Consider the following 24,427-nt stretch of genomic DNA (forward strand, 5'->3'; position numbering starts at 1 on the left):
AAAATGAGATGAAACAGTGCAAGTTTTGGAGGAAATTATGACAACCTATACGCCAATGATTCAACAATATTTACAAGTAAAGGCAGACTATCAAGATGCCTTTTTATTTTTCCGACTTGGGGATTTTTATGAGATGTTTTTCGACGATGCCATTAAAGCATCACAGGAATTAGAAATAACGTTAACAAGCAGAGAAGGGGGCGGTGCTGAGCGTATTCCAATGTGCGGTGTACCCCATCATTCTGCCCCTAATTATATCGAACAGCTCGTTGAACGAGGCTACAAAGTGGCAATTTGTGAACAAACGGAAGATCCAAAGCAAGCAAAAGGGGTTGTAAGAAGAGAAGTTGTTCAGCTGATTACACCAGGAACGATGATGGAAGGAAAAAATCTTTCTGACAAAGAAAACAACTATATCGCAACAATTACAGCATTTGGCCATGAAATGTTTGGATTTGCATATAGCGATCTTTCTACAGGAGAATCGAAGGCAACATTGCTTGCAGGCATAGACGCTTGTTTAAATGAGTTGTCTCTTTCTGGTGCAAAAGAAGTAATTATCGCAAGTGATTTTAATGAGAATTTGAAAAAACGCCTGCAAGAACGAGACACTTTAACACTTTCCTATGAAAATACAATGGAAGAAGCAGCCGTTCATGAAACACTGCTCCAGGAAATAGATGAGCAGAAATTGCGTTCCACAACATCCAGGCTATTTCATTATTTATATCGCACGCAAAAAAGAAGTTTAGATCATCTGCAGCCAGTTTCTGTCTATGAAATTGATCAATTTATGAAAATTGATTATTTTTCGAAACGAAATCTAGAATTGACAGAAACGATTCGTTCTAAAGGAAAAAAGGGCTCTTTGTTATGGCTGTTGGATGAAACAAAAACAGCAATGGGAGGCCGTCTTTTAAAACAATGGATTGATCGTCCTTTGTTAAATAAACAAGAAATTAATCATCGCCAAAGTTTAGTAGAAACGATGATCGGCCAATATTTTGAACGGATGGAACTGCGAGAAAAATTAAAAGAAGTATATGATTTAGAAAGATTGGCAGGAAGAGTCGCATTTGGAAATGTTAATGCAAGAGATTTGGTGCAGCTGAAGCGTTCCCTTCAGCAAGTGCCATCCATCAAAGAGCTTGTTGCCAGTTTTTCTTCAGAAGAAGCACAAGAATTGGCAGAAGCATTAGACCCTTGTGAAGAAGTGACAGATATTTTAGAGAAGGCTGTAGTGGAAAATCCACCTCTGTCTATTAAAGAAGGCAATATTATTTTAGATGGTTATGATGCGGAATTGGACCGCTATCGGGATGCAAGCCGCAACGGAAAAACATGGATTGCCCAATTAGAAAGACAAGAGCGGGAAAAAACAGGCATTAAATCATTAAAAATCGGCTATAACCGTGTATTTGGCTACTATATTGAAGTAACAAGAGCAAATGTCCATTTGCTTCAAGAAGGCCAATATGAACGAAAACAAACCCTTGCCAATGCAGAGCGCTATATTACACCAGAACTAAAAGAAAAAGAAAGCTTAATTTTACAGGCAGAAGAAAAAATTGTCGGCTTGGAATATGACTTATTTACCAACATAAGAGAAACGGTCAAAGAATATATTCCAAGATTGCAAAATTTAGCGAAAAAAGTAAGTGAACTAGATGTGCTTCAATGTTTTGCGACGGTCAGTGAAGAACGCCAATATGCGAGGCCGATATTCTCCAATGACCGAGTGTTGTCCATTAAAAATGGACGCCATCCAGTTGTTGAAAAAGTATTAAATTCTCAGAGTTATGTGCCAAATGACTGCGACATGCATGGAGAAAGAGAAGTGCTGTTAATTACAGGGCCAAATATGTCAGGGAAAAGTACGTATATGCGCCAAGTCGCTTTAACAAGCATTATGGCGCAAATCGGCTGTTTTGTTCCTGCGGAAAGTGCGGTGCTGCCGTTATTTGATCAAGTATTTACAAGGATTGGCGCAGCAGATGATTTGATTTCCGGTCAAAGTACGTTTATGGTAGAAATGCTAGAAGCAAAAAATGCTTTGCTTCATGCTACAAAAAACAGTCTTATCCTATTTGATGAAATTGGCCGAGGCACAAGCACTTATGATGGAATGGCATTGGCTCAAGCTATTATTGAACATATCCATCATATTGTTGGGGCAAAAACATTATTTTCGACCCATTATCATGAATTAACCGTATTAGAAATGGAGCTTTCTTCCTTAAAAAATGTGCATGTCAGTGCAATGGAGCATAATGGAAAAGTAGTTTTCCTTCATAAAATAAAAGAAGGGGCAGCTGATAAAAGTTATGGCATCCATGTTGCCCAACTGGCAGAATTGCCAAAAGCATTAATTGATAGAGCCGGGGAGCTGTTGGAAAAATTTGAACAAAAAGATCCGGTACAAGCAGCAGATATAAGAAAGCAGCCAACAGTTGAAACAATAGAGAAGCCGAAAGAAGAAAAAGTGAATGAAAGCCAGCTTTCTTTTTTTGAAGCAGAGGAAAAAAATAAGCCAGCTCAAAATTTGTCTTCAAAAGAAAAGCAGCTGATCACTAAAATCAAATCATTGGATATTTTAGATATGACGCCAATGCAAGCATTAACTACGTTGTATGAACTTCATAAAAAAATAAAAAACGAATAAACTTAACAAATTCGGGCATAAGTACAATACTTTTGCCCGAATTGATTTTAAAAGGTAGGGGATTAGATGGCAAAAATATTTCAGCTCGATGATGCATTATCGAATAAAATCGCTGCAGGTGAAGTAGTTGAACGGCCAGCCTCTGTTGTCAAAGAATTGGTTGAAAACAGCATCGATGCAAACAGCACTAAAATTGAAATTTTTTTAGAAGAAGCGGGGCTACAAAGCATTCGCATTCTTGATAATGGTGCAGGAATTGATGAAGAAGATGTGCTTACAGCCTTTCAGCGCCATGCTACAAGTAAAATAAAAGATGAAAATGATCTTTTTCGCATCCGTACACTTGGGTTTAGAGGAGAGGCTCTTCCAAGTATTGCTTCTGTTTCTCGGATTGCGATGGCAACATCCACAGGGGAAGCAGGCACAATAATAGAACTAGAAGGGGGACATCTTGTCAAACAAGAGAAATCTCCTGCAAGAAAAGGAACAGAAATTACAGTACAAGACTTATTTTTTAACACACCAGCACGGTTAAAATATATGAAGTCCATTCATACGGAATTAGGGAATATTACCGATATTGTCAACAGGCTAGCCCTTTCCCATCCAGAAGTATCTTTTCGTTTAGTGCATAATGATAAAAAGATTCTTCATACAAATGGCAATGGAGATGTCAGACAAGTGCTTGCGAGCATTTATGGCTTAAATATCGCCAAAAAAATGATTCCCATTACAGGAAAATCCCTTGATTTTACATTATCAGGCTATATGGCCCTTCCGGAAATCACACGTGCTTCCCGCAATTATATTTCGACATTAATTAATGGACGTTTTATCAAAAACTATTCATTAGTGCGGGCAATTCAAAATGGATTTCATACACTATTGCCAATTGGAAGGTTCCCGATTGTTCTGTTACATGTAGAAATGGATCCAATTTTAGTAGATGTAAATGTCCATCCATCCAAAATGGAAGTGCGCTTCAGCAAAGAACAAGAATTAAATGAACTGGTCAGCTCAACCATTAAATCGGCATTTAAGAAAAAAGAATTAATTCCAACAGGATTGATTCGCACTGAAAAAGCAAAAGGTCCTAAAGACGAACAGACTGTTTTTACCTTTGATACAGTAAAAGAACCCATGATGCAGACTGCATTTACGTCGAAAACAGAACTTACTGCTCCGGCTTTTTATGAGTCAAAAGCAGAAAAAGCGTCATCCATTGCACCGATAGAAGATCCGATAAAATCAATAGAAAACTGGCAGATTGAAGCAACAGATCCGGTCATTTTTGAAGAGCCAAAAGAAACGGCGCCCATGATAGAAGAAAAAGAAGTAGAGTGGGAAGAGGAGATCTTAGAGACTGTGGCAGAAGGCAGCCGTGTGCCGCCTCTTTATCCAATAGGGCAAATGCATGGCACCTATATTTTTGCCCAAAATGAAAAAGGCTTGTATATCATTGACCAGCATGCAGCCCAAGAGCGCATCAAATATGAATTTTTTCGAGAAAAAGTCGGTCAAGTCCACAATGATTTGCAGGAACTATTAATTCCCCTAACATTAGAATATTCATTAGATGAATGGATGAAAATAGAAGAGTATAAACATGAATTAGAAAAAGTCGGTGTGTTCCTCGAGCCATTTGGCATGCACAGCTATCTTGTGCGTTCCCATCCACAATGGTTTCCAAAAGGAGAAGAAAAAGAGACAATCGAAGAAATGATTGAACAGCTCCTTTCCATGAAAAAAGTTGACATTAAACTATTGCGCGAAGAAGCAGCCATCATGATGAGCTGCAAAGGCTCTATTAAAGCAAACCGCCATCTTCGCAATGACGAAATCCAAAGTTTGCTGGACGAATTGCGCATCACATCTGATCCATTTACCTGCCCGCATGGCAGACCGATCATTGTGCATTACTCAAGCTACGAAATGGAGAAGATGTTTAAGCGCGTGATGTAGTTTTACAATAGAGAGAACCCTTGATACATAAGGGTTCTTTAGTTGTTTTTATAGAAATTGACCACATTTTGACCACATTCATTATTCAGAGGTTGATTTTCGAAGTGCTTTAGAGAAATTCTCTGCAGAAGTGTCTTGTAAATTGGAAGTTACATGGCTATATTTATCTAGTGTCATAGATACATTTGAATGTCCCAATCTTTCGGAAACAACTTTTGAACTTTCCCCAATTTCTAACATGATGGTAGCATGTGTATGTCGTAGATCATGGAATCGAATTCTTTTTACACCAGCAAGTTTAATATCGTATAGAAATTGTTTATGAATGGTATTTGGGTTTACCGGTTCTCCGCCGAAAGCTGAGATAACAAAGTGTTCATCGGATAGCTTTTGGCCAACTTGCAATAACTGTTGCTGCTTTTTTAATTTGTACGATTTTAACTCTAAAATAACATCATCTGTAATAGAAATGTTTCTTGTACCACTACTGGTCTTCGGTGTTTGCAAAACAAGACCTTTACCTGAAATATAGTACAAAGAATGTTTTATATAGAATCGTTTTTTATCCAAATCGATATCACCCCATCTAAGGCCAAGTAATTCCCCACGCCGCATTCCAGTGTATATTGCTAAATAATAAAGCAGAAATATATGATCTTTTTGCTCTCTCATTCTGCTGAGGAACTTGTTACACTCATCGATGGACCAGGTTTCTACACTTTTCTTTTTTCTGGTTGGTGGTTTTACAGCACTCATAAAGTCATTTTTTATATATTTCCAATCTATTGCTGTTTTTGCAGCCATCTTTAAAATGGAATGAATATATTGGATATACTCTTCTGTTAAACCTTCTTTGAGCAATTCATTATAATAGGCACTAACTATTTTAGGTGTGAGATTTTTAACCTTCATAAAGCCAAATTTAGGAATTAGACGTTTTTCTGTAGCGGTAGTATATCCATAAAATGTAGAAGGTTTTACATTAGGCTCAGCAATGATCTTTTAAATAATCGATAATAAAGTCTTTAAAGAGAATATCTTTTTCCTTTACATACGTCTGGTTTTCAATTTCAATGGCCAATTGATTTGCTGCTAATTCTGCTTCTTTTTTTGAAACAAACCCGCGTCGGGTAAGTTGTTTTCTTTTTCCGGTTGCGGGATCTCTTCCCAGGTCAATGGTAAATGACCAGGAGTACCCGTTTTTATTTTTTGCTTTTATTTTTCTATAATAGGCCATATGACAACCTCCTCGGAATGTATGTTCGGTTTTGAGGGTGCAAGAAAGCCCACAGGGGACTTCCTCCTTTACTTTTCACATGCATAGCCGTCTTTATTTCTATCCATTTTTGATTGATATGCTGGATGGGAAGAAGGAACACCACTTGGATATACTGCTCTCAATTCAGTACAATTTGCAAAGAATTCAGTATCACTACTTGAAGAAGAGGTAGTTGTTGTATTCTCAGATGTATCTGAAGATGTAGATTCAGTTGACGCGCTGGCTGTAGTAGCTGCTGTTTCTGACTTTGCGCTTGCTAGATCACTTTTTAAATCGCTTATATCACTTGTTAATGCTTTATTTTTCTTTTCTAAATCGCTTATCTTACTTTCTGATGTCTTCTTTGCCTTTTCTAAATCAGTTATTTTTCCTTCTAAACTCTCTTTTTCTTCTTCTAGGGATGCTTTTTGTTCGGTCAGTTTGGTCATATCTTTTTCAGTTTTCTCAGCTGAAGAGACTTTAGAAGATACATCTTCAATCTTTGTATTTAATTCTTTATTATCCGCTGTTAATTGATTGTTTGTAGATTGTAGCTTAGTCAGTTGACCATTAAGCTGCTTGATTTCTGCTTTTAATTTTGTATTAGCAGCTAATGAATTATCTAATTGTTGCTGCACTCCAGTATCTATGTATGGAATTCCAATAGAAAAAAGTAAAATGCCTCCTATTAAAGGAATAAGAAAAAGGATTTTTGAAATTCTCTTTTCTCTGTTTTTAATCTTTCTAATGAAATGAAAGATTAAATAAAAAATGGCAAAAATAAATAGTAAAACCCCGATAATGACTAATGTTTCCAATGTTAGCACCTCAATCATATTTTTTAAAGATTACTGTAGTTCTTATTACATATGAAAATGGTAATCTTTATCTAATATGTTATAACACCACTAATTATTTATCTATAAAAAATTTCCATTTTCGCATTTTATAGGTATATTTTGCAATAAATAGTGTCATTCGTATATGTTCACACTGGATTTTGTAATTTAAACGAGCTTGATGCAGCACAAACAGATGGATTAATCCGATATGGTTCAGAGGTTAATGGCTTTGCTTCGGGCATTCGATTTAGTAAACAGGAATCAGATCCTACCGTCTACTTTACAAATGGTGACGGTTCTATAGGAGAAGGAAAACTAGATGCTAAACAAGTGCGAGCACGCGAGACACTAATTGTTAATGATGTAAATGTATTAGATATGCTAAACAACTTAAAAGAAAGAATGGAAACTTTAGAGAATAATTAAAGAGGTGTTTAGATGAAGGTCAGCATTGATTATGAAGAAATATGCCAAGAACAAACATTTCTTATTGGAAAATTACAAACAAAATTAATTATAGAGCAGTTGAAAAGTAAAAAGTTAATGGATCAATTGAATCAAATAAAACAAAAGGAAGGAGGGAATGAGATTGGCGCTAATTGATGTTAATACTATGGCATCTACTGAATTAGAGGAATATTTACGCAATAACGCAGCAGGATTAACAGACTTTCAGACAATGCGTAATGTGTTAGAAGTACTACGTAAATTATATCCAGATGATCGAACAACCATAAATGATTATTTAAGCAGTATACAGGAACAAATGGAATCGTTAGTTGTAAATGGTCCAGTAAACACAGATCAGTTAGCTAATTCTGCTGTTTCATACCAAAAATTAAAAAATCCATTCGCATTAATTTTGTTGAATAATTGTATTGAAGTTAATTTCCAAATAAAAAAGATTATTGTAAAAGACAATGTATTCTTATCACATGGTGACGGGAATTAAACAACCATTCCTTATAACTATGGAGAAATTGATTTTCCTAGTGATTATACAGCTGGTGGGGCAACTTACAAAATATATGCCGATTTAGCTACTATGACAATAAAAATGGTTACGCTGAATGTTCAAACAGGCAATAATCCAATTTTGTTTATCACTTATAACAGAAATATCCTTTCTTTAAGTCAACATGCTATTTATAGCATTGACACAAGTGGAAATAAACAAAGGAAAAACGGGGAAACAGTGTTGATATCTGCTAGTTTACTAGAGAATGATGCTGTTATAACAGATAAAATAAAAAATGGTCAAGTTACATTCGGTAAATTAAAGTTTCCTATTGGAGAATTATTTCATAAAAATTCTTTAGAAGTTAATCTTCAAACCAAAAAGGCGAAAGTGATAAATGTTAATGGTCTTAATGTGTTTAATGAGAGCGGATATTCCAAATATGCTGATTATTTAACGGAAATAGATATTAGCATTGTAGATACATCAAGCTACTACACATATTTTATTTATATAGACCTAAATGAAACAGTTAACACGAAATTAAAGGTTGCTAATGCTTATTCTATTACAAGTAATAACATTCTCGTGTTATTCAAAATTTGTCATGATAAATTTTGGTGCAATGAATCCAATGTAAAACTAATCAATAGTAGCGGTGTTGTTATTGATCCAAAAGAAATACCAGCAGGAGCTATTACCTATGACAAATTAAAGTTTCCAATGGCATATATGTTTGGTGTTAATTACAATTCATTAGAAATTAATTTCCAAACAAGAGTATTAACTATCAAGGAAACTTTGTATGTATTACGTGGAAATGGCTATGTTGCAGTTTCACCGACGACAGTTGCTTTTCCGGAAGCATTTACCACGGGAGCAACTTATAAAGTGTATGTGGATTTAACAGACAATACACTTAAAATGGCGACATTATCAACTGATACCGGAAATAATCCAATTGTTTTTGTAACATATCGAGAGCAAATCATGACAGTAAGTCCACAAGCTATGTATGTAATAGATGGAAACGGAAAACGTGTAGTGAAAATTGGTGAGGTTGCTACAAGTAGCAATGATAGTTATGTGTGGAATACAAATAAAATTGTAATGCCAAAGGATTTATTTATTATTAAAGATCTAAGATATGCTATTAATGCCCCAAATTTTAATTTAAATAAATTTACGGATAACGATAGAATCCTTTATGAAATGACTACACCAACACACACGATTTCTTTTGAAAATAGCGGTTCTTTTTCTATTCCTATTGCGAAAGATTTTAAAACTTTAATAACAGGCGTTTACAACGGTGACACTTCTAATGCGTTAATGAAAGATGTTACATTACGGGTTGTTGATCCTAGCTTAAAAACAAATAAATCTCCTGTTATTCTTGCTATGGGTGATAGTACAACAAAAGCAAACATTGCTACTTTAATTAAATTATGGCTAAGTCAGTATGGATTCACACCAAAAATGATTGGACATACAGCAGACATAAATGAATTTGGATACGGTTTTAGTGATTCTGAATTAGAATTAGCAAAAAGCGGTGCATTAAGTGGATGGAGAATAACCGACTTAATGGGAATTACCAGAGATACAAGTGGAAATGTCATTCTAAAAGATAACAACCCTTATTGGAATCCAGCTACACAATCATTTGATTTTGCCTATTATATGCAAGGTTTAGGAGAAACAAAAGTAGATTTTGTTTCATGGAATATGGGAATAAACGATATTGTTCAATATCATGGAAATCCAAATGCAGAAAAATTAACCATTAACGAAATTTGTGAAATGATGCCTATTCAACTACAAAAAATAATTGATAGTATTTTAGCTTTCAACCCAAATTGTAGAATTGGTTTAAATCCACCTATACCAGCAGGAACAAATGACGCTACCAATGCAAAATATATGCAATACGCATTAAAAATGATGGAAGTATTTGAGGGAACAAACCCAAATGTTGATATTTTAAGTAGTTATCTGGGAAGTGGCCGTTTAAGCGGTAAAACATGGGGTTATTATACGACTGGTTTGCCTGATGGACGAAAAGCAACTTCAGGCGATGTTCATGATGCAGGGAACAACCAAACAATTCATGCTTTATGGACAGCAGGTTGGATTGCTTATAGATCAATATAAACAAAAGCAAACACCGCTTAATGAGTAGGTGTATTTTTTATGAAAAAGCTTGACTTTTTATGCTGAACAGATTTTCATAAGATATAACTTATTTGAAAGGAAGTATCTTATGAAAAAAGTCGTATTAAATGTAAAGAAAAAACCATATTCTGAAACAAGCGGACTAACATTCTATGTACTAGAAGAAATAATTATGTCTGTTGGTTTCCCTGGAACAGATGGATACAAATACTTGGAGCATTATGAAAATCTTAGCTATCCGTATAAAAATCAATCAGGAAATGAAGTGAAACTCATTTCTTTGGATGAAACAGATTATGAGGTTTTCTTTGAAATCCAGGGGGATTATCCAATTGGCATGCTTAGTGAAATCGCCGACGAAATTACTTTGCTAAACTTTGATTACCAAGAGCAATATAATCAATTTTTAGAAAAAGTAAAAAATCAATTAGATATTACAAAGCTTTAGTTGGATACTACTGTTCATTAGTGTGTATAAGTGTGTATTGATGAATATCTGTAAATATTAGACAATAGTATCATCTAAATGGAGGTGGTACTATTGGCAACAACCAGGCACAATATCACTCTCGAAGAGGGTGTGTACGATGAGTTTGCAAAGTATGCTGCTAAGAAAGGTATTAAAATCTCAACGTGGATTAATATCCAAATGAAAAACTTTATCGAAGAAGAAAAAATGATTGAAGAATATCGTAATAAGAAGCGTAACGAATAAAAAATCGGAGGAATTACAATGTCTGTTTTACTATTTTTTTATCTGCCGCCGATTGTTGCGATAATTTTCTTTGTAACATGTGTGTCAATTATTAAAAAGATAAAGAATGATCAATCTACTCAAAATCACACTATTGCTGCATCTATTATGTTTTCTTATCTATTTTTCACATTAATATGGGTGATAGTAAATGCCTAAGCAGAAGCACTCGAAATAATCGGGTGCTTTTTACATTAATAAAACCTCTGAAGAAATAAGTGTATTTATTCGCAAAATAGTGTAAAATTACAATTGTTAATTATTGTAATGGGGGGTATTTGTGGTAATGAAAGCTAAAATAATTTTATTAGGCGGATTAATTACAGCAACGCTATTAGGAATATTCGGTCAAGATATTGCTTATTGGTTTGAAAATATTGTAAATATAGATGCACTTTACAATTTAACTATCATAACAGTACTCAGTATATCTATATATTTGATTACCATTTTATTAGCATATGTCTTTTTTAAAAAAATTAATAAACAAATATTTTATTCTTATATAGCTATTATTGTTTTAATTGGATTATTAACTACCTTATGGTCGATATTTGTTTTAGCAATGTGGTGGGGTTAAACGTAATTCAATCCGTCAGTTTACTTATTAGCATAGTAACTTTTCATCTATATCGCAGTAGTATTTATTACTCTTCATAAATGGCTACAAATGTTGATATATAGTGTTTTATAGATATACCATAGTAGTGGATACTACTGTGCAGTAAGAAAATGCAGAAAGGGAGACTGTTGTAATTAAAAATCTGCAGAAATATTTTTATAAAATTATAATAAGCCTAATGAAAAGTCTATTGTGGATGAATAGCAAAGTTAGATCGAGAACAGAATTTGTTATGTTAAAACTTAAAAGAGTAAAAGATATTTCATCTAATTTACAAAAATAATCAGTGGAACACCTTTGATAATCTGTTATTATATGACTATATTTAACAATTTATTGAAGGGAGTATATGCCGATGAATGATTTTTTAGGATTAGGTAAATTAAGTCAAAATGGTTTAGAAGTTATCAAACTAGTTTACCCTGACCTTGCTCAGCCAGCATTAAGGAAAGTAGGACAGGCATTAGAGACGACGTTAGACTTCACCATGATACCTGTAAAATATTTAGGGATGTTTAGTCAAAAGGCAGATATACAACTAAAAAGAAATCTTAATAAATATCAAGAAAAACTAGAAACTCTTGATATGGATAGTATTGGTTCAGTTCCTCCAGAAATCGGTGTTCCAATATTAGAAGAGTTGACCAGGATAACTAATGAAGAATTAACAGAAATGTATACAAATTTATTAGTTAATGCTTCCACTGTCGAGAAATCACGACATGCGCATCCTAGTTTTATTAATGTATTAAAAAACATTAGCTCTGATGAAGCTAGAATTATTGACTATATTATGCATAACGAAAAAAAGCTACCCATCTATGTAAGATACGAAAGAGAAAGCAGTGCTTATGGACCTGTCCCTGTAACAGATAATATTAATAACATTAATACCCTAGTTAGTTTGGATTTTCCTGACAATAATGATTTTTATATAAAAAACTTAGTTAGTTTAGGAATTGTTGAAGCTAAAGATTTATATTATCGTTTTCAAGTAGAACAATATAAAGTTTTTGAAGAAAGTATTAACAGATTGAAAGAACAAGCAAATGAAACCATGAATAAAATGATAGAATTAGAACAAGCAAACGGTGAATTTGCTAGTTCTTATAAATTGCGAAAGTTATGGGGGCATTTCAAAGTTACTGATTATGGTAAAGAATTTTTTAAAGGTATTACTCTTGAAAATAATTAAAAATTAATTGAACGAGGATTCTTCCGCAATAGGATGAGTCTTTTTTTATCCATTAAAGAGTTGTTCCTGTCGATGGAACTATAGAATGATTTTTTTAGTGTAATAGGAAAAATGTTTATTATCGTCGAATTATATGTTTGAGGTGGTAATAAATGACGGAACAAAGAATATTCCCTAATAACAAAGAATTTGTTTTAGACAGATACAGGGACGAAATAATTACAAGAGCAGAATGGACTTTAAAATATTTGGATGAAGGATACTTAGCTGATGATAACCGAGAAAAAATGAGACAATATACATCAGCTATAATCTATGCCATGTCCATTTCTAGATTAATTTATTGGCACACTTCTCCAATAGGAACTCCAAAAAGAAGGTTAGCAAAACAACGTGCGAAGGCGATAAAAAATAAATGGCCAAACATACCTTCTCCACCAGATACACTTAGAAAAGTTAGAAATAAACTAGAACACTTTGAAGAATCGATGGATGAGTGGGCTTCTTCAGACGAATCTAATATTTTTATCGATTCTAATAGTTGGTTCGATTTAAATATGGTAAATATAGAGGGAATAGGGAGTGCTCGTATTTTTAGAAATATTGATAGTAGAGGAAATTTCAATGTTTTAGGGGAAAAGGTAAATCTAGACGCAATAAACCATTGGTGTATTAAAGTAATTGAAAGCCTGAAATAAATATTCTGAATTAAAGAGTCCTACACAGGGCTCTTTTTTATATACATCAAGAAAAACTTATATGTAAATAGAGAGAAATATAAGGGGGAATGGGAAAATGTTAGAAACGAAGGAGGAAATGACGGTGGAGGCTAAGCTTGAGAATCATGAGGAGAGAATAACTCAACTTGAAAATGATACAAGAGCTCTTAGGGAAAAAACTAATGAACAATTAAATGATGTGAAAGAAAAAGTCCTTACAGGTATGATACGTTCATCCGACGAAAATAAACAACTTCGAGAAGACAATCGTGAGATGATGGCAAAGCTTATCGGTATTAATGATAAGGTTCAAGAAAGAAAGCATGAATTAAAGGTTTTAAACAAACAAAACTTTTGGAAACTGGCTTTTGCGATAGGTGGAAGTAGCAGTGCTATATTTGCGATTATTCAAATGTTAGTTAATTATTTTACTAAACAGGGGTGATAAGCATGGATAAAGCAAGCATCACACGTTTTGCATTGCTAATTGTGGCTGTAGCTAATACAGTATTAAATATGTTGGGCTATCAAACAATTCCAGAGGATTTAGTAAACGATCTTATAGCGGTTGGTTCTGGTGTCTATATTTTATACGCAGGCTGGAAAAATAACTACCTTTCTAAAAAAGGCCTGAAACAAAAAGAAGTTTTAAAATCAAATAATTTAACGAAGTAAAGGGTGCCAAAATGGTGCTCTTTTTTCTATATAAAAAATAAAAATTAGGAGTGTGCTTATACATGGTAAAGGGATTCGATTGTGCAACTAAATTAAATAAAGTATCAGCAAAAGCATTGAAAGCATTAGGATTCGAATACGCGGCCCGTTACTTGGGGAGTAGCTGGAAGTCGTTTGATAAAGCAGAAGCAGCAACCATTCAAGCTGCAGGATTAAAATTAATTAGTATTCATCAAAAATCAGCCAATTACAGTGCGTATTTTACCGAAGTGCAAGGGATTTCAGATGCAAAAGAAGCAATGAAAAATGCTGCAGCTGTTGATCAACCAAAAGGAACAGCTATTTATTTTGCGGTAGACTTTTCTTCTCAAGCAAAAGATGTGAAAAACATTGTGAAGTATTTTAAAGCAGTGAAAAAGACTTTGAGTGGCTATAAATTAGGGGTGTATGGCTCTTACAATACCATTACTGCAGTAAAAGGGATTGCCGATTATTACTGGCAAACATATGCATGGAGCGGTGGGAAAGTAGCCGATTTCATTCATATGCACCAATTTAAAAATGATGTACTGGCAGGCGGTATTAAAATCGATCATAACGACGTTAAAAAGACTCCTGGTCATTGGGCAGAGGAAAAAGTGGTATCAGCACCAAAAACAGCAGTAAAAGCGGAAACAACGAAAGTAAGCACGTATGATGTTGTAAAAACAGTCAATGCTTATGCTAACGCTGCCGATGCAAAGGCTAAGAAAAATAAAAAGGCAACAGTAGCAAAAGGTATTTATTATGTCTTTAATGAAGCAAACGGCATGGTGAACGTAACCAATAAAAAAGGTGTGCCAGGATCTTGGATCAACCCTGCAGAAAATAAAAAGTCTGCAACTAAATCCGCAACAGTGAAATATCACGTTGTTAAAAAGAATGAAACAGTAACTAGCATTGCAAAAAAAGAAAAAACAACGGTTGCTGCTATTAAAAAGTTAAATTCAAGTATTAAAAACATTAACTTAATCTATCCAGGAGATAAAATCCGTATAAGATAAACGGGATGTGTAAATACTTATATATTGATTAGCCTTACCAAAACCCCTACTCTTCGGAGTAGGGGTTTTGTATCAATTGTTTTAATATCCAAATTATGCTATTTTTATAAGAAGAGTATAAAATAGGAGGGATATCATGAAAAATATTGCTGGGGCAATCTATATTTCGTTAGGTATTTTATTATTCTCATTTGAAAACTTTGAAAATTATTATGCTGCAAAAGAAAGTAAGTATTTTAATTATATATTAATTATCATTGGTATTTTATATCTATTATCAGCATTAAGAGATTACTTGTTTAGAAGAAATGACAAGTAAAAAAAGTGCTATTAATAACTGGAAACCCACTTATTAATAGCACTTTTTATTATTAAAACTTTACTTGAGCATGAGTTGATATGGCACTATCAAATTTATTTGATGGAGATACGGAAAATGATGGTCCACCTAGACTAATACCAATAGAATAGGTACCAGATTTATTTTGATGGGTATAATGACCATAAGCATCTAGTTGTCCTGATTTACTAAGAGGTGATACTGAGTAGTACATATAATTGGACATAGTTTTTACTGTTTTATGAGCTGCTCCTCCGCCGATACTATCATTTGGCAAATTCATTTTTAGACTATAACCACCTGCACCTTTTTTATAATTAGCACTAGAAGTGTTATATGTCGCATTACCTGATTCTGTTCCATACATATGGCTATATTTTGTCCAAGTTTGTTTCCCATATTGACTATCAGGTACAGGTGCCCAGTATGTACTATTTATCCCGATTCCTGTAACATCATACTCTCTAGTTGAGGGGAGTTTTTTCCATGTCATATTATTAGTTATACGGTATTTGTTAGTACTTAATTTACTAATAGAAGTGGTTAACTTTTTGTATGAAGTCTGAATTACACTGCTGCTTGCTTTTAGATTCATTTTTTGCTCTTCTGCTTCTAATTCTTTATAAAAGGTTTCTTCATCCAATTCAATAACAATTGAACCATTTATTTCGGTAGTATTTAAACCTTTGGTATTTTTAGATAAAGTACTACTATTAAGTTCTTCTGGATTTTCAATAACCTTAATATATTTAGTATCTTCGGCAACTATGTCGCCCTTTAAATCTTTATTAAGATTATATTCCTCCTCATCCATGTTAATAATAGCCTCATCTGTAAAACCTAATGATTGTAAATTTTGAATTTCCTCGTCAGAAAAGTTTAAACCATTGACATTTGTTAATTCAGACGCTAATGCTTCTTTAGTGGTATAAATTAAGAATACGACACTAAGACTGAATAGTAAACTGATAAACTTTTTCATCAATATTCCCCTTCCTAAAAGATTATTTTTCTTTCAATAAATATAATAACATGAAAATAGGTAAAAAAATACAAAAAAGAAATATTTTGGTAAAAAATAGTGCCGTTTTGTGCTCAATGGTAGAAAGATTCCTCATTAAGATTGATATTTTCTTAGACTTATTCCCATACACTTAAAACTAACTTGTTCTTATACTTGGTTCTTTATTCAATATTTCTATAAGTGTATCGTTTTATTAGAAAAAAGGATATTTCTTTCCAGTTATAGAAATTGTATGATGAAGAAAAGGAGGAATGTACATGAAAGATCTTAGGGTAGGATGGAAGCATTTAACTCAAACTGAAGACCCTGTAGTAGGATGGGGTGATGAATTAGACCCAGGGAGAGGAATATAAAACAAGAAATCCTTCTCTTAACGAGGAGGATTTTTTGTACTTTTTGTGAACTAAAAGGAATATCAACCTAGCAAAAAGAATCCTTCTTTTAAAAAAAGGAGGGGTTATATGTGGGATAAAGTAATAACTTGCCCAGAATGCCAAGTTCGCATTGGTCTGAAAGAAAACATACTAGTAGATGAAATGTGGACGTTGTTTCATGAAGAGTGTTATCCATAGTATCGATCAAGTGCTATGTTATTCGGAAGTTTAGAATGGATTATAAAAAGCAATCCAAAAATCTTTCCCAAAGAGGACGCTAAGTTATTTCATCGTTTAGAAAGGAGAAAGATGCATTAAAAGCTCAACTCATTGAGAAGGGCTTTTTACTCCCATTCATATAAATCGTTAACTGTACAATCCAGTACTTTTGCTATTTTATAGGCTTTATCAATACGAGGAAATGCTCTATTCTTTTCAAAATCGCTTAATTGTTGCTGAGAAATTCCAACCTGATTAGCTACAAATTTCTGCATTAACCCTTTATTCTTTCTGATTTCTCCAATACGAGCCTTCATATTATATACTCCTTCTTTTTAACCTACTATGTATATTCACCAATTATCTATATATTCCTTTTAATTTTTAAATTACATATATAACGTATTTTTTTATAATGATTAACGTAAATGGAGAATAATTTTGTTTTCCCATCAATATCTTTTTATTACATGGTAATAAAATTTTAGAAAAGCCGAGAGATTTATTACCACGTAATAAAAATTGCGGAGGTTTTAGTATATGACAAAAGAGATTTTAATGATTGATGGGGGTAATAATGGTGGGAAAACAGTTGGATGGCATGGGTATGATTATTATAAAACAAATATTTGCGATTGGTTTGAAAGAAACGTAGATGAGAAGTTTTCCGATGACGATATGGAATTTGAGATTGATGGGCGCAAAGGATTCGCTGGTCCGATAGCAGCTTATGAAGATGAGTTTGGTGCATCGTCTATGTATGGAGATAGCAAGGCTCATGGTGATATGAAAATACGCGCTTTAATTAGCGCTAACAGATACATCGAAAAGTTTTGTCCAGGTACGAAAGAATTGTATGTAGTGACAGGGCAACCGATTAAAGGCCACGTTGAGGAGGAAAAGGAAAAAATTCAAAGTATGTTATGTGGCCATCATAAATTCGCGATCAATGGGGAGCAAAAAGAAATCATTATTCACGAGGTTAAAGTTGCAGCCGAGGGGAGCATGGCGTTTTGGTCGGCTGATTTGGGAAAAGATGCATTAATCGTTGATGTAGGCAGCGGCACAGTAAATGCAGCCGAGATAAAAGATAAAAAGCATATTAATAGATCCTCCGATACTTTCAATTTTGGTACAGATACAATAAGTCAAAAGAGTAATTATGCTTCATTGGCTCGCGGTGTAGCAACTAATTTAACGCAATTAAAGTGGAATAGAAGAGCCGTTGTGCATGTGTGCGGAGGGATTGCAGAAAAGTTTGATGGTTCGTTCAAGCAGTTCTTTCCCAACGCAAGGATACTTATTCCTAAATACAAACAAAAAACAAAGATACAACTATTGCATCCAGTATATGCGAATGCGGTTGGTGGATTTGAATTAGCGAAGAAGGTGTATAAATAATGGTTAAAAGAACACTGGAAGAAGAAATAGAAAAGAAGAGAGCAGAGGGGAAGGATCGCATTGTTGTAAGTATCTCGTTCAAATTTACTGATCGATATGAGCTTGGATTATTGGAGCACATCTGGAGATATAGCAAAAGTAATTTCTTGAAATTGTTGGTCAGCAGAGACAAAGAGGGAATAGCAGCTAGTCCAAATATCGTGGTGGAGTGTCAGGTGGAAGAGGAAGAAGAGGATGTTTCCAGTTTCTTATAGCCTCCCTCCTTCCCTTTTTCTGCAAACCCTAAGACCTTGGGACCCTAAAACCCTAGTTTATTTTATAGAAAGAGGTATTTTTCAGAAGGAGAGAGGACCTTTGGATAATTCTGATACACTTTTTGGAAGGAAAGATACTGTGGCTCGACCAAGGAAAATTACCACTTCTGCTCCTAAAAAAGTCAGAAAACAGCGCATCGATAAAAAGCACGATATTAAGATCCAGTTAAGCGCAGCTGACAAGGTGCTGCTGAAACAAGAAGCCAGGAAACATAATTTAAAACTAACACCTTTTCTTGAGATGTTAGTAAAGCAGGAATTATCAAAATCTCACCAATACGATAATAGCTTTTTTTATGACAGATCCGGCAGCTTTGTTCATGTGAAATTAGCGGGCGTATTTTTTGAAATGATCCAATCTATGTCTGACGAAATGGATCTAACTTATAGAGAAGTTGTGCATCGGATTATTAAAACGTATATTCAGAGGATTTCCGGAATTAAAATAAATTCTTGGGGTGGTCGTCCATGATTTTTAGTGCATTAGATGTCATAGGAAAAGAACAATCCATTTTAGAAAATAGAAAAGGACTAAAAGGAGCAGGAGTGTGGGAAAGAATAACAAATAGCTTCTTTTGCCCGCGTAATCCAAAACATACATTTGCGTTTTTTGTGCCAGAATACTTATTTATTCGCTCTGTATCTTTTTGCGAAGATATTTCAGAAGAGATGGAAGGAAAATTTGAAACAAAAGATCTTGCACAGATATTATACGAGGACTTTTTAGAACATTTTAAAAAGAAGAATGATCTTCATGAGGTTTATAAAAAACTTACGGTCCGTGATTTATCTCCTTCTATTATAAAACCATATCAAACAGAAGAAGCATATGGAGGTGTTTTATTTGAAGAGCAGCGGGGATTTCAAGAAGTTAAAGTTACACTTTCACATCAGCAGGCATTAAAAGGAGAATTTATCTTAAGGGATATGCTGGACATTTATTCAGAGCACCAATTTACATTAGAAAATATATTAGAGATAACTTATAGTAATTTTATCGATGATTATCGTAAAGGGCTGATAAAAAATCCTATTGATAAAGTGATACAATACATTTAAGAAATTTGACCACCAACGATAGCGTGACCACCAAATTGACCACAAATGTATAATTTCGTTCTGAAAAATCACGAAAAAATATTCTTCTTATAAACTACTAATTTAAATTACTATTAAGAAAATGAAAAGCTGTGAAATTTGGCAAAACTACATAATCAAACGCGTGATGTAGCGGGTTTTATAGGGGGTGAATTTTAATTTGCCCCCACTTTTTTAATTTTTGGTTTTGTTAAGCAATGCTGTTGATTTTCTTATGTAACTATCGGGCAGTCTTGTAAAAACTGAATGTATTAGAATTTGGAAAACCACCTACTTAAACAGGATTTCTAAAAAAATTAAATTATATGATAAATTTTTTCAGTAAGTGTCATAACTTAATGATTAAGAAACTTCGTTATGGTATTAACACGGTTTTTAAAGTGATATTTGACCAATATTGACTTTTCTGAACAGTTATGATATAATGATTATAGTTAAATAGTTTGTATATTGAGCACTTATAGGTGTAACTACAGCCCCATCTATACCAGTAGCAATAGGCTTACTCCTGTTAGCAATTGTATTAAGAATTATCAGCTTAAAAATATTGACGGGAGAGATGTCTATGAAAAAATTACCTAGTCTTCTAAATGCAAAATTCCTTATATCTGTTGTATCGGAAACATTTTGGACAGGAGTATCTGGTATCGCTGTAAGTGCTGAGTATATGAGCGAATAAGTTTAAAAAAAGTCGTCAAATGATGACTTTTTTTGTTGCCATTCTCTTAAGGGCGTTAGTTTAATTAGGAGCTCAAAAGCCGGCTTTAGTCCGGCTTTTTTTGATAAAAATCAATACTATCGTTTAACAGAGCCTAGTCTTTAAGGTATGATTCCAATCGTAAGATACTTTCTTTTTCATGCTTTTTCGTAATATGTAAATAGACATCTGTTGTCATATTTAAAGACGAGTGGCCAAAACGGCTGCTCTTTTTTATATAAAAAATAAAAATTATCAGGAGAGTGTTTAAACATAGTAAAAGGATTCGATTGTGCAACTAAATTAACAGCAAAAAAAGCAAAAGAAATGAAATCTCTAGGTTTTGTATATGTGGCACGTTACTTAGGTAACAGCTGGAAGTCCTTTGATAAAACAGAAGCGAAAGCTATTCAAGATGCAGGATTAAAATTAATCAGTATTCATCAAAAGTCTGCTAATTACGGAGGATATTTTACTGTAGCACAGGGTGTATTTGATGCAAAAGAAGCAATGGAAAATGCGGCAGCCGTTGATCAACCTAAAGGAACAGCTATTTATTTTGCAGTGGATTTTGATTCTCAATCTTCACATGTTAAAGCTATTATTGCTTATTTCAAAGCAGTTAAGAAAACATTAGAAGGATATAAACTTGGGGTTTATGGCTCCTATACAACTATTAACGCAGTAAAGGGAATTGCTAATTACTACTGGCAAACATACGCATGGAGCCGTGGAAAAGTAGCAGACTTTATTCATATGCATCAACATGAAAATGATGTGACAGTGGCTGGTATTGGCATCGATCGCAATGATATTAAAAAGTCTCCTGGTCATTGGGTAGAAGAAAAAGTTGTAGAAGCAGAAAAAACAGAAGTGGCAGCTGAAACAATTAAGGTGAGCACATATAAAGTGGTCAAATCAGTAGGTGCTTATGTGAATGCAGCAGACGCTAAGAATAAGAAAAACAAAAAAGGTACAGTGGAAAAAGGTTCTTATTATGTATTCAATAAGTCTGGCGATATGATCAACGTAACAAAAGAAAAAGGCGTGCCCGGCAGCTGGATCAATCCATCTGAAAACAAAAAAACTGCAGTGAAATCATCAACATTGAAATATCACATTGTTAAAAAGAATGAAACAGTAACTAGCATTGCCAAAAAAGAAAGAACAACGGTTGCTGCTATTAAAAAATTAAATCCAAGCATTAAAATATTAATTTAATCTTTCCTAATCAGAAAATCCGCATAAAATAAATGGGGTGGATATATACTAGTGATACATCATGAACTAACTGCATAATCCACCTACTCTTTGGATAGGAAGATTTGTGCGCAAAAGAAGCCCTTCTTCATTAAAAGTAGGGCTTCTAAAATCATTTAGTACTTTCTGTTTTATTATTTGCGAGCTTTAGAATAAAAGAACAACTTATAAGAAGTAATGGAATTGCAATGATTAGATATAAAATTCCTTTTGGCATAACCATATTATATAAATACATAAAAAGTGTCACCCAAATGAATAAAATAATGTACACACCAAATTTTTTCATGTTGAAATAATACACCCCTAACAATTAATAAATGTCTATGTAGCCATTATTCTTTTTTGAGTCTCTTTTGTCAATTTGTCTAGCTATATTGGTACCAATATCTAAGTAATTTAAAGCTGTAGTTACACTAACACCGACAATTAAAGCGAGTTTTTTTGCTCCCCATGCTTTTAAACGGCTAGTCACAGTTTTTGTGAAAATTCTAGCTGCTTCTTTTTTTCCTTTTTTTAGTATATATGCTTGGATGGCACCTACGCCACCACCAACAGCAAATCCAATTGCTGTATTAAAAATAGCTCCAGCTAGTTTTACTCCAACTTTAACTTTTCCTTTTAAAGAAGCTGCATTTGCAGACTCTATCCCCAATGTCGTTACAGCAGCATTTTGTAAATAGGATACTACATCTGGAGTTTCTTCTATCTGGTCTTCAATAGTAGCTTCTAATTCAGCTTGAGTTGCTCCTAAGTCGTTATAGGTTTCAGAGTTTTCATTAAAAAAATTAGTTAATGACTCTTTAAATAGAGATTAAAAGATTTGGTGTATTTACAGGGATTTTAGAAAAATATTCAGGATACTTTTCATCAAAAGAAAAAATGAAAAAATGCACCATCTGTTTCAAAGTCATACATAACAGTGTGAAATTCAGTTCCTTTTTCCCCAGTTTCAGACATCACTGTTCCCTCAGCACCAACAATTGATACTACTTCTTCATAAGACATGCCATCTTTGATTTGTTCAAATTTCTCTTGAGTTAAAACACCCTCATCATCTTTAGAAGGTTCTTCTTTTGTACTTTCTTCCTTCGTGCTTTCTTCTTTACTCGTGTCTGTAGTGGTTGTTTCTGTAGCTTGCTTTTTACTTTCAGAACTAGAGGCCTTTTCTGTATTATCTTCGCCACTCATTGCTCCGATAACTCCACCTAAAACTATTAATGCAATAATTCCTAAACAACCAAATTTAAAAAACTTTTTTAAAATAATTCCCCCTAATATATGTATATAATCAGTAAGCATTTTACAGTTAACAATACAAATATACTAGGGATTCAACAAAACTAGACAAAATAAAAAAGAGTAAATATTACTAATTAGTATCCTTTTTCCACTCATATAAATCTTCAATTCTCTTTTCTAGCAATGCAGCTAACTTAAATAATTCAGGTACAGAGGGATAGCTCTTTCCTGTACACCAATTAGAAATGGTGTTACGGGACTTTTTGAATTCTTTTCTTATATATTCTCTTTTATAAGGAGATTCGTCGATTGCTTTTCCAATTTTACTTATTATCATCTACATCACCCTTTTAATACTAATTCCACTAATCTTTTTTAAATCCTTTCATAATTTAATTTTGATAAACTGCATAATATTTTTTGGATATATTGTAATATTTTATGTTGGAAATCCATAGCTATTTATTACAGCGGTAATAAAAACTAAAACAGATATGAGATTTATTACTGTGGTAATAAAATCAATATTCCGATGCTCAAGCAACCTAAACAGCTGGCCTAAAAAGGGGATTAAGTCGGTGCTAGACGTGGAGAATGAACAGCAGCAGTTTGGGAATTTAAACGCTAGCAAAGCCAGCAGAATAAGGCTAGAAAAGGAGCTGCACCTATTCGCAAAGAATTAGCAAAGCGAAAATTCCTGAGTGGTCTGGTATAGGTAATGCGGATAATCAGCTGCAAGAAGAGTCTCCTGAGTTTCTTGAGGAAAAGGGAATCTGGAAGATGAAATCCAATCTTTAAGACTAGTATAGAGCACGATAAAGGAGTTATGGCATAGCAAATCAGTAGGACAATAAAAAGACTGTAGTAAATGAAATCACCTTTGATAGCAAAGCAGAGACAATACTATATTCAGCTAAAATGGCTGCTGCAGGCAAATCAAATTAAATATTTCGAGTTACAACCCCGGTTTTTGCTTTCAGTAACTTATAGAATTTTACTACAGTAAATATTATAAGTGCTACTGGAATTAAATAAAGAAAAACATTACTAATAGTGGAACAAAGGAAGCTATACTTCGGCTCATTTAAAACCCTCCAGTTTATGTATACAGATTAGATTTGATTAAGTTCCTATAAAGGTAATTTTTTGAAGTAAACACAAGAGTGAGGGTGTTTAATAGAAAGAGAAAATCTGGGCAACCCGGCTGCCATAGCAAATGCGTTAGACCTGTGGCTTTGCCTCCTTTACTTTTGTTAAAGTTTGCCCGTCATGATATAGAAAAGTAATATTATGAATTATTTTTTTGTTCATAAATAGAAATAGCGTTTCTTAAAAGTGCTATATCAATTTGAATTTGTTTTTTAATAAGAAGACTATGGCATTGCTGATAATCATGTTCCAAACGCTTTAGTTCCTTTTTTATTAGCTGCAAAGGTATCACTTCCTAGTAAGTAAGGTATTTCTATTCATTATGTATATCCTATTAACAATAAATAGAAACAACATGTTAAAAGGTAATTATATACAGTTAAGTTTAAAAAATTCATAAATTATAAAAAAATTAAAAGGTAACTTGTAGCACATAAGGATAAC

At 33.6% G+C, this 24,427-nt stretch carries 30 protein-coding genes and 1 riboswitch; of the genes, 21 read left to right on the forward strand and 9 right to left on the reverse strand.

Features of this window, described 5'->3' with window-relative positions; all coding sequences use genetic code 11:
• Positions 1 to 37: 37 nt before the first annotated feature.
• Both mutS and mutL read left to right on the forward strand, forming a co-directional pair.
• A complete protein-coding gene (gene mutS / locus NCCP28_RS09710) occupies positions 38 to 2,662 on the forward strand; it encodes a DNA mismatch repair protein MutS (RefSeq protein WP_248561220.1) in 2,625 nt (874 codons plus the stop codon).
• Positions 2,663 to 2,728: 66 nt separating this feature from the next.
• Complete coding sequence (gene mutL / locus NCCP28_RS09715; protein WP_248561221.1) at positions 2,729 to 4,624, forward strand: DNA mismatch repair endonuclease MutL; 1,896 nt, start codon at positions 2,729 to 2,731, stop codon at positions 4,622 to 4,624.
• An 81-nt stretch (positions 4,625 to 4,705) separates the two neighbouring features.
• Here mutL and NCCP28_RS09720 read toward each other — a convergent pair whose 3' ends face one another.
• The 3 genes from NCCP28_RS09720 to NCCP28_RS09730 all read right to left on the reverse strand — a co-directional run bounded on the left by NCCP28_RS09720 (position 4,706) and on the right by NCCP28_RS09730 (position 6,700).
• A complete protein-coding gene (locus tag NCCP28_RS09720; protein ID WP_309296624.1) occupies positions 4,706 to 5,623 on the reverse strand; it encodes a tyrosine-type recombinase/integrase in 918 nt (305 codons plus the stop codon).
• Positions 5,613 to 5,861 carry an Arm DNA-binding domain-containing protein gene (locus NCCP28_RS09725; RefSeq protein ID WP_248561223.1) on the reverse strand — a complete coding sequence of 83 codons (249 nt, stop codon included), beginning with the start codon at positions 5,859 to 5,861 and terminating at the stop codon, positions 5,613 to 5,615. Before NCCP28_RS09725 ends, NCCP28_RS09720 begins: the two co-directional genes overlap by 11 nt.
• Positions 5,862 to 5,929: 68 nt before the next feature.
• Positions 5,930 to 6,700 carry an excalibur calcium-binding domain-containing protein gene (locus NCCP28_RS09730; protein ID WP_248561224.1) on the reverse strand — a complete coding sequence of 257 codons (771 nt, stop codon included), beginning with the start codon at positions 6,698 to 6,700 and terminating at the stop codon, positions 5,930 to 5,932.
• Positions 6,701 to 6,853: 153 nt separating this feature from the next.
• Here NCCP28_RS09730 and NCCP28_RS09735 point away from each other — a divergent pair, with 153 nt between their 5' ends.
• The 14 genes from NCCP28_RS09735 to NCCP28_RS09800 all read left to right on the forward strand — a co-directional run bounded on the left by NCCP28_RS09735 (position 6,854) and on the right by NCCP28_RS09800 (position 15,184).
• On the forward strand, positions 6,854 to 7,150 hold the full coding sequence (locus tag NCCP28_RS09735; protein ID WP_248561225.1) for a hypothetical protein: 297 nt from the start codon (positions 6,854 to 6,856) through the stop codon (positions 7,148 to 7,150).
• Positions 7,151 to 7,162: 12 nt separating this feature from the next.
• Entirely contained in the window at positions 7,163 to 7,327 is a 165-nt protein-coding gene (locus tag NCCP28_RS09740; protein WP_248561226.1) for a hypothetical protein, read from the forward strand.
• Positions 7,314 to 7,676, forward strand: a complete 363-nt coding sequence (locus NCCP28_RS09745) for a hypothetical protein (RefSeq protein WP_248561227.1) — start codon at positions 7,314 to 7,316, stop codon at positions 7,674 to 7,676. Before NCCP28_RS09740 ends, NCCP28_RS09745 begins: the two co-directional genes overlap by 14 nt.
• Before the next feature lie 93 nt (positions 7,677 to 7,769).
• The gene (locus NCCP28_RS09750; protein WP_248561228.1) at positions 7,770 to 9,836 is read left to right on the forward strand and encodes a baseplate J/gp47 family protein; all 2,067 of its coding nucleotides are present in this window, start codon (positions 7,770 to 7,772) and stop codon (positions 9,834 to 9,836) included.
• A gap of 109 nt (positions 9,837 to 9,945) precedes the next feature.
• Complete coding sequence (locus NCCP28_RS09755) at positions 9,946 to 10,305, forward strand: hypothetical protein (protein WP_248561229.1); 360 nt, start codon at positions 9,946 to 9,948, stop codon at positions 10,303 to 10,305.
• An 84-nt stretch (positions 10,306 to 10,389) separates the two neighbouring features.
• The gene (locus NCCP28_RS09760) at positions 10,390 to 10,572 is read left to right on the forward strand and encodes a hypothetical protein (protein WP_248561763.1); all 183 of its coding nucleotides are present in this window, start codon (positions 10,390 to 10,392) and stop codon (positions 10,570 to 10,572) included.
• An 18-nt stretch (positions 10,573 to 10,590) separates the two neighbouring features.
• Positions 10,591 to 10,770 (forward strand): hypothetical protein, encoded by a 180-nt coding sequence (locus NCCP28_RS09765; protein WP_248561230.1) that lies wholly within the window; start codon positions 10,591 to 10,593, stop codon positions 10,768 to 10,770.
• A gap of 127 nt (positions 10,771 to 10,897) precedes the next feature.
• Positions 10,898 to 11,191 carry a hypothetical protein gene (locus NCCP28_RS09770; protein ID WP_248561231.1) on the forward strand — a complete coding sequence of 98 codons (294 nt, stop codon included), beginning with the start codon at positions 10,898 to 10,900 and terminating at the stop codon, positions 11,189 to 11,191.
• Between the two features lie 397 nt (positions 11,192 to 11,588).
• Positions 11,589 to 12,428 carry a DUF4393 domain-containing protein gene (locus NCCP28_RS09775; protein ID WP_248561232.1) on the forward strand — a complete coding sequence of 280 codons (840 nt, stop codon included), beginning with the start codon at positions 11,589 to 11,591 and terminating at the stop codon, positions 12,426 to 12,428.
• 152 nt (positions 12,429 to 12,580) lie between these two features.
• Positions 12,581 to 13,126: a hypothetical protein gene (locus tag NCCP28_RS09780; RefSeq protein WP_248561233.1), complete on the forward strand. Its 546-nt coding sequence runs from the start codon at positions 12,581 to 12,583 to the stop codon at positions 13,124 to 13,126.
• Positions 13,127 to 13,223: 97 nt separating this feature from the next.
• Positions 13,224 to 13,592, forward strand: a complete 369-nt coding sequence (locus NCCP28_RS09785; protein WP_248561234.1) for a hypothetical protein — start codon at positions 13,224 to 13,226, stop codon at positions 13,590 to 13,592.
• Positions 13,593 to 13,597: 5 nt separating this feature from the next.
• Positions 13,598 to 13,822, forward strand: a complete 225-nt coding sequence (locus NCCP28_RS09790; RefSeq protein WP_282579547.1) for a phage holin — start codon at positions 13,598 to 13,600, stop codon at positions 13,820 to 13,822.
• A gap of 62 nt (positions 13,823 to 13,884) precedes the next feature.
• On the forward strand, positions 13,885 to 14,865 hold the full coding sequence (locus NCCP28_RS09795; protein ID WP_248561236.1) for a glycoside hydrolase domain-containing protein: 981 nt from the start codon (positions 13,885 to 13,887) through the stop codon (positions 14,863 to 14,865).
• A 136-nt stretch (positions 14,866 to 15,001) separates the two neighbouring features.
• Positions 15,002 to 15,184, forward strand: a complete 183-nt coding sequence (locus NCCP28_RS09800; protein WP_248561237.1) for a hypothetical protein — start codon at positions 15,002 to 15,004, stop codon at positions 15,182 to 15,184.
• A gap of 52 nt (positions 15,185 to 15,236) precedes the next feature.
• Here the strand turns inward: NCCP28_RS09800 and NCCP28_RS09805 are convergent, their stop codons facing one another.
• The gene (locus NCCP28_RS09805) at positions 15,237 to 16,187 is read right to left on the reverse strand and encodes a hypothetical protein (RefSeq protein ID WP_248561238.1); all 951 of its coding nucleotides are present in this window, start codon (positions 16,185 to 16,187) and stop codon (positions 15,237 to 15,239) included.
• 760 nt (positions 16,188 to 16,947) lie between these two features.
• On the reverse strand, positions 16,948 to 17,139 hold the full coding sequence (locus tag NCCP28_RS09810) for a helix-turn-helix transcriptional regulator (RefSeq protein ID WP_248561239.1): 192 nt from the start codon (positions 17,137 to 17,139) through the stop codon (positions 16,948 to 16,950).
• Positions 17,140 to 17,380: 241 nt separating this feature from the next.
• Here NCCP28_RS09810 and NCCP28_RS09815 point away from each other — a divergent pair, with 241 nt between their 5' ends.
• The 5 genes from NCCP28_RS09815 (at position 17,381) to NCCP28_RS09835 (ending at position 21,553) form a co-directional block, all read left to right on the forward strand.
• Positions 17,381 to 18,223 (forward strand): ParM/StbA family protein, encoded by an 843-nt coding sequence (locus NCCP28_RS09815; RefSeq protein ID WP_248561240.1) that lies wholly within the window; start codon positions 17,381 to 17,383, stop codon positions 18,221 to 18,223.
• Positions 18,223 to 18,477, forward strand: a complete 255-nt coding sequence (locus tag NCCP28_RS09820; protein ID WP_248561241.1) for a hypothetical protein — start codon at positions 18,223 to 18,225, stop codon at positions 18,475 to 18,477. The genes NCCP28_RS09815 and NCCP28_RS09820 overlap by 1 nt, the downstream gene beginning before the upstream one ends.
• A 100-nt stretch (positions 18,478 to 18,577) precedes the next feature.
• A complete protein-coding gene (locus tag NCCP28_RS09825; RefSeq protein ID WP_248561242.1) occupies positions 18,578 to 19,009 on the forward strand; it encodes a hypothetical protein in 432 nt (143 codons plus the stop codon).
• Positions 19,006 to 19,596: a hypothetical protein gene (locus NCCP28_RS09830; protein ID WP_248561243.1), complete on the forward strand. Its 591-nt coding sequence runs from the start codon at positions 19,006 to 19,008 to the stop codon at positions 19,594 to 19,596. The genes NCCP28_RS09825 and NCCP28_RS09830 overlap by 4 nt, the downstream gene beginning before the upstream one ends.
• Positions 19,597 to 20,659: 1,063 nt before the next feature.
• Entirely contained in the window at positions 20,660 to 21,553 is an 894-nt protein-coding gene (locus NCCP28_RS09835; protein ID WP_282579548.1) for a glycoside hydrolase domain-containing protein, read from the forward strand.
• A 352-nt stretch (positions 21,554 to 21,905) separates the two neighbouring features.
• Here the strand turns inward: NCCP28_RS09835 and NCCP28_RS09840 are convergent, their stop codons facing one another.
• The 4 genes from NCCP28_RS09840 to NCCP28_RS09860 all read right to left on the reverse strand — a co-directional run bounded on the left by NCCP28_RS09840 (position 21,906) and on the right by NCCP28_RS09860 (position 24,266).
• On the reverse strand, positions 21,906 to 22,247 hold the full coding sequence (locus NCCP28_RS09840; RefSeq protein WP_248561245.1) for a hypothetical protein: 342 nt from the start codon (positions 22,245 to 22,247) through the stop codon (positions 21,906 to 21,908).
• Between the two features lie 215 nt (positions 22,248 to 22,462).
• Complete coding sequence (locus NCCP28_RS09845) at positions 22,463 to 22,783, reverse strand: hypothetical protein (RefSeq protein ID WP_248561246.1); 321 nt, start codon at positions 22,781 to 22,783, stop codon at positions 22,463 to 22,465.
• Between the two features lie 181 nt (positions 22,784 to 22,964).
• Positions 22,965 to 23,171: a helix-turn-helix transcriptional regulator gene (locus NCCP28_RS09850; protein WP_248561247.1), complete on the reverse strand. Its 207-nt coding sequence runs from the start codon at positions 23,169 to 23,171 to the stop codon at positions 22,965 to 22,967.
• An 854-nt stretch (positions 23,172 to 24,025) separates the two neighbouring features.
• A riboswitch (cyclic di-GMP riboswitch) is annotated at positions 24,026 to 24,109 on the reverse strand.
• A gap of 13 nt (positions 24,110 to 24,122) precedes the next feature.
• Positions 24,123 to 24,266, reverse strand: coding sequence for a hypothetical protein (locus NCCP28_RS09860; RefSeq protein ID WP_248561248.1), 144 nt, complete (start codon positions 24,264 to 24,266; stop codon positions 24,123 to 24,125).
• Positions 24,267 to 24,427 lie beyond the last annotated feature (161 nt).

It is taken from the genome of Niallia sp. NCCP-28 (assembly GCF_023168165.1).
GTDB lineage: Bacteria > Bacillota > Bacilli > Bacillales > Cytobacillaceae > Niallia.

What these genes read in the sequence shown, in the direction of transcription:
- NCCP28_RS09750 (WP_248561228.1), top strand. Translation starts at nt 7,770, where the DNA reads ATGACAATAAAAATGGTTACGCTGAATGTTCAAACAGGCAATAATCCA.
- mutS (WP_248561220.1), top strand. Translation starts at nt 38, where the DNA reads ATGACAACCTATACGCCAATGATTCAACAATATTTACAAGTAAAGGCA.
- NCCP28_RS09755 (WP_248561229.1), top strand. Translation starts at nt 9,946, where the DNA reads ATGAAAAAAGTCGTATTAAATGTAAAGAAAAAACCATATTCTGAAACA.
- NCCP28_RS09850 (WP_248561247.1), bottom strand. Translation starts at nt 23,171, where the DNA reads ATGATAATAAGTAAAATTGGAAAAGCAATCGACGAATCTCCTTATAAA.
- NCCP28_RS09830 (WP_248561243.1), top strand. Translation starts at nt 19,006, where the DNA reads ATGATTTTTAGTGCATTAGATGTCATAGGAAAAGAACAATCCATTTTA.
- NCCP28_RS09815 (WP_248561240.1), top strand. Translation starts at nt 17,381, where the DNA reads ATGATTGATGGGGGTAATAATGGTGGGAAAACAGTTGGATGGCATGGG.
- NCCP28_RS09795 (WP_248561236.1), top strand. Translation starts at nt 13,885, where the DNA reads ATGGTAAAGGGATTCGATTGTGCAACTAAATTAAATAAAGTATCAGCA.
- mutL (WP_248561221.1), top strand. Translation starts at nt 2,729, where the DNA reads ATGGCAAAAATATTTCAGCTCGATGATGCATTATCGAATAAAATCGCT.
- NCCP28_RS09810 (WP_248561239.1), bottom strand. Translation starts at nt 17,139, where the DNA reads ATGAAGGCTCGTATTGGAGAAATCAGAAAGAATAAAGGGTTAATGCAG.
- NCCP28_RS09775 (WP_248561232.1), top strand. Translation starts at nt 11,589, where the DNA reads ATGAATGATTTTTTAGGATTAGGTAAATTAAGTCAAAATGGTTTAGAA.
- NCCP28_RS09790 (WP_282579547.1), top strand. Translation starts at nt 13,598, where the DNA reads ATGGATAAAGCAAGCATCACACGTTTTGCATTGCTAATTGTGGCTGTA.
- NCCP28_RS09765 (WP_248561230.1), top strand. Translation starts at nt 10,591, where the DNA reads ATGTCTGTTTTACTATTTTTTTATCTGCCGCCGATTGTTGCGATAATT.
- NCCP28_RS09725 (WP_248561223.1), bottom strand. Translation starts at nt 5,861, where the DNA reads ATGGCCTATTATAGAAAAATAAAAGCAAAAAATAAAAACGGGTACTCC.
- NCCP28_RS09740 (WP_248561226.1), top strand. Translation starts at nt 7,163, where the DNA reads ATGAAGGTCAGCATTGATTATGAAGAAATATGCCAAGAACAAACATTT.
- NCCP28_RS09845 (WP_248561246.1), bottom strand. Translation starts at nt 22,783, where the DNA reads ATGAGTGGCGAAGATAATACAGAAAAGGCCTCTAGTTCTGAAAGTAAA.
- NCCP28_RS09785 (WP_248561234.1), top strand. Translation starts at nt 13,224, where the DNA reads ATGTTAGAAACGAAGGAGGAAATGACGGTGGAGGCTAAGCTTGAGAAT.
- NCCP28_RS09800 (WP_248561237.1), top strand. Translation starts at nt 15,002, where the DNA reads ATGAAAAATATTGCTGGGGCAATCTATATTTCGTTAGGTATTTTATTA.
- NCCP28_RS09770 (WP_248561231.1), top strand. Translation starts at nt 10,898, where the DNA reads ATGAAAGCTAAAATAATTTTATTAGGCGGATTAATTACAGCAACGCTA.
- NCCP28_RS09805 (WP_248561238.1), bottom strand. Translation starts at nt 16,187, where the DNA reads ATGAAAAAGTTTATCAGTTTACTATTCAGTCTTAGTGTCGTATTCTTA.
- NCCP28_RS09780 (WP_248561233.1), top strand. Translation starts at nt 12,581, where the DNA reads ATGACGGAACAAAGAATATTCCCTAATAACAAAGAATTTGTTTTAGAC.
- NCCP28_RS09835 (WP_282579548.1), top strand. Translation starts at nt 20,660, where the DNA reads ATGAAATCTCTAGGTTTTGTATATGTGGCACGTTACTTAGGTAACAGC.
- NCCP28_RS09820 (WP_248561241.1), top strand. Translation starts at nt 18,223, where the DNA reads ATGGTTAAAAGAACACTGGAAGAAGAAATAGAAAAGAAGAGAGCAGAG.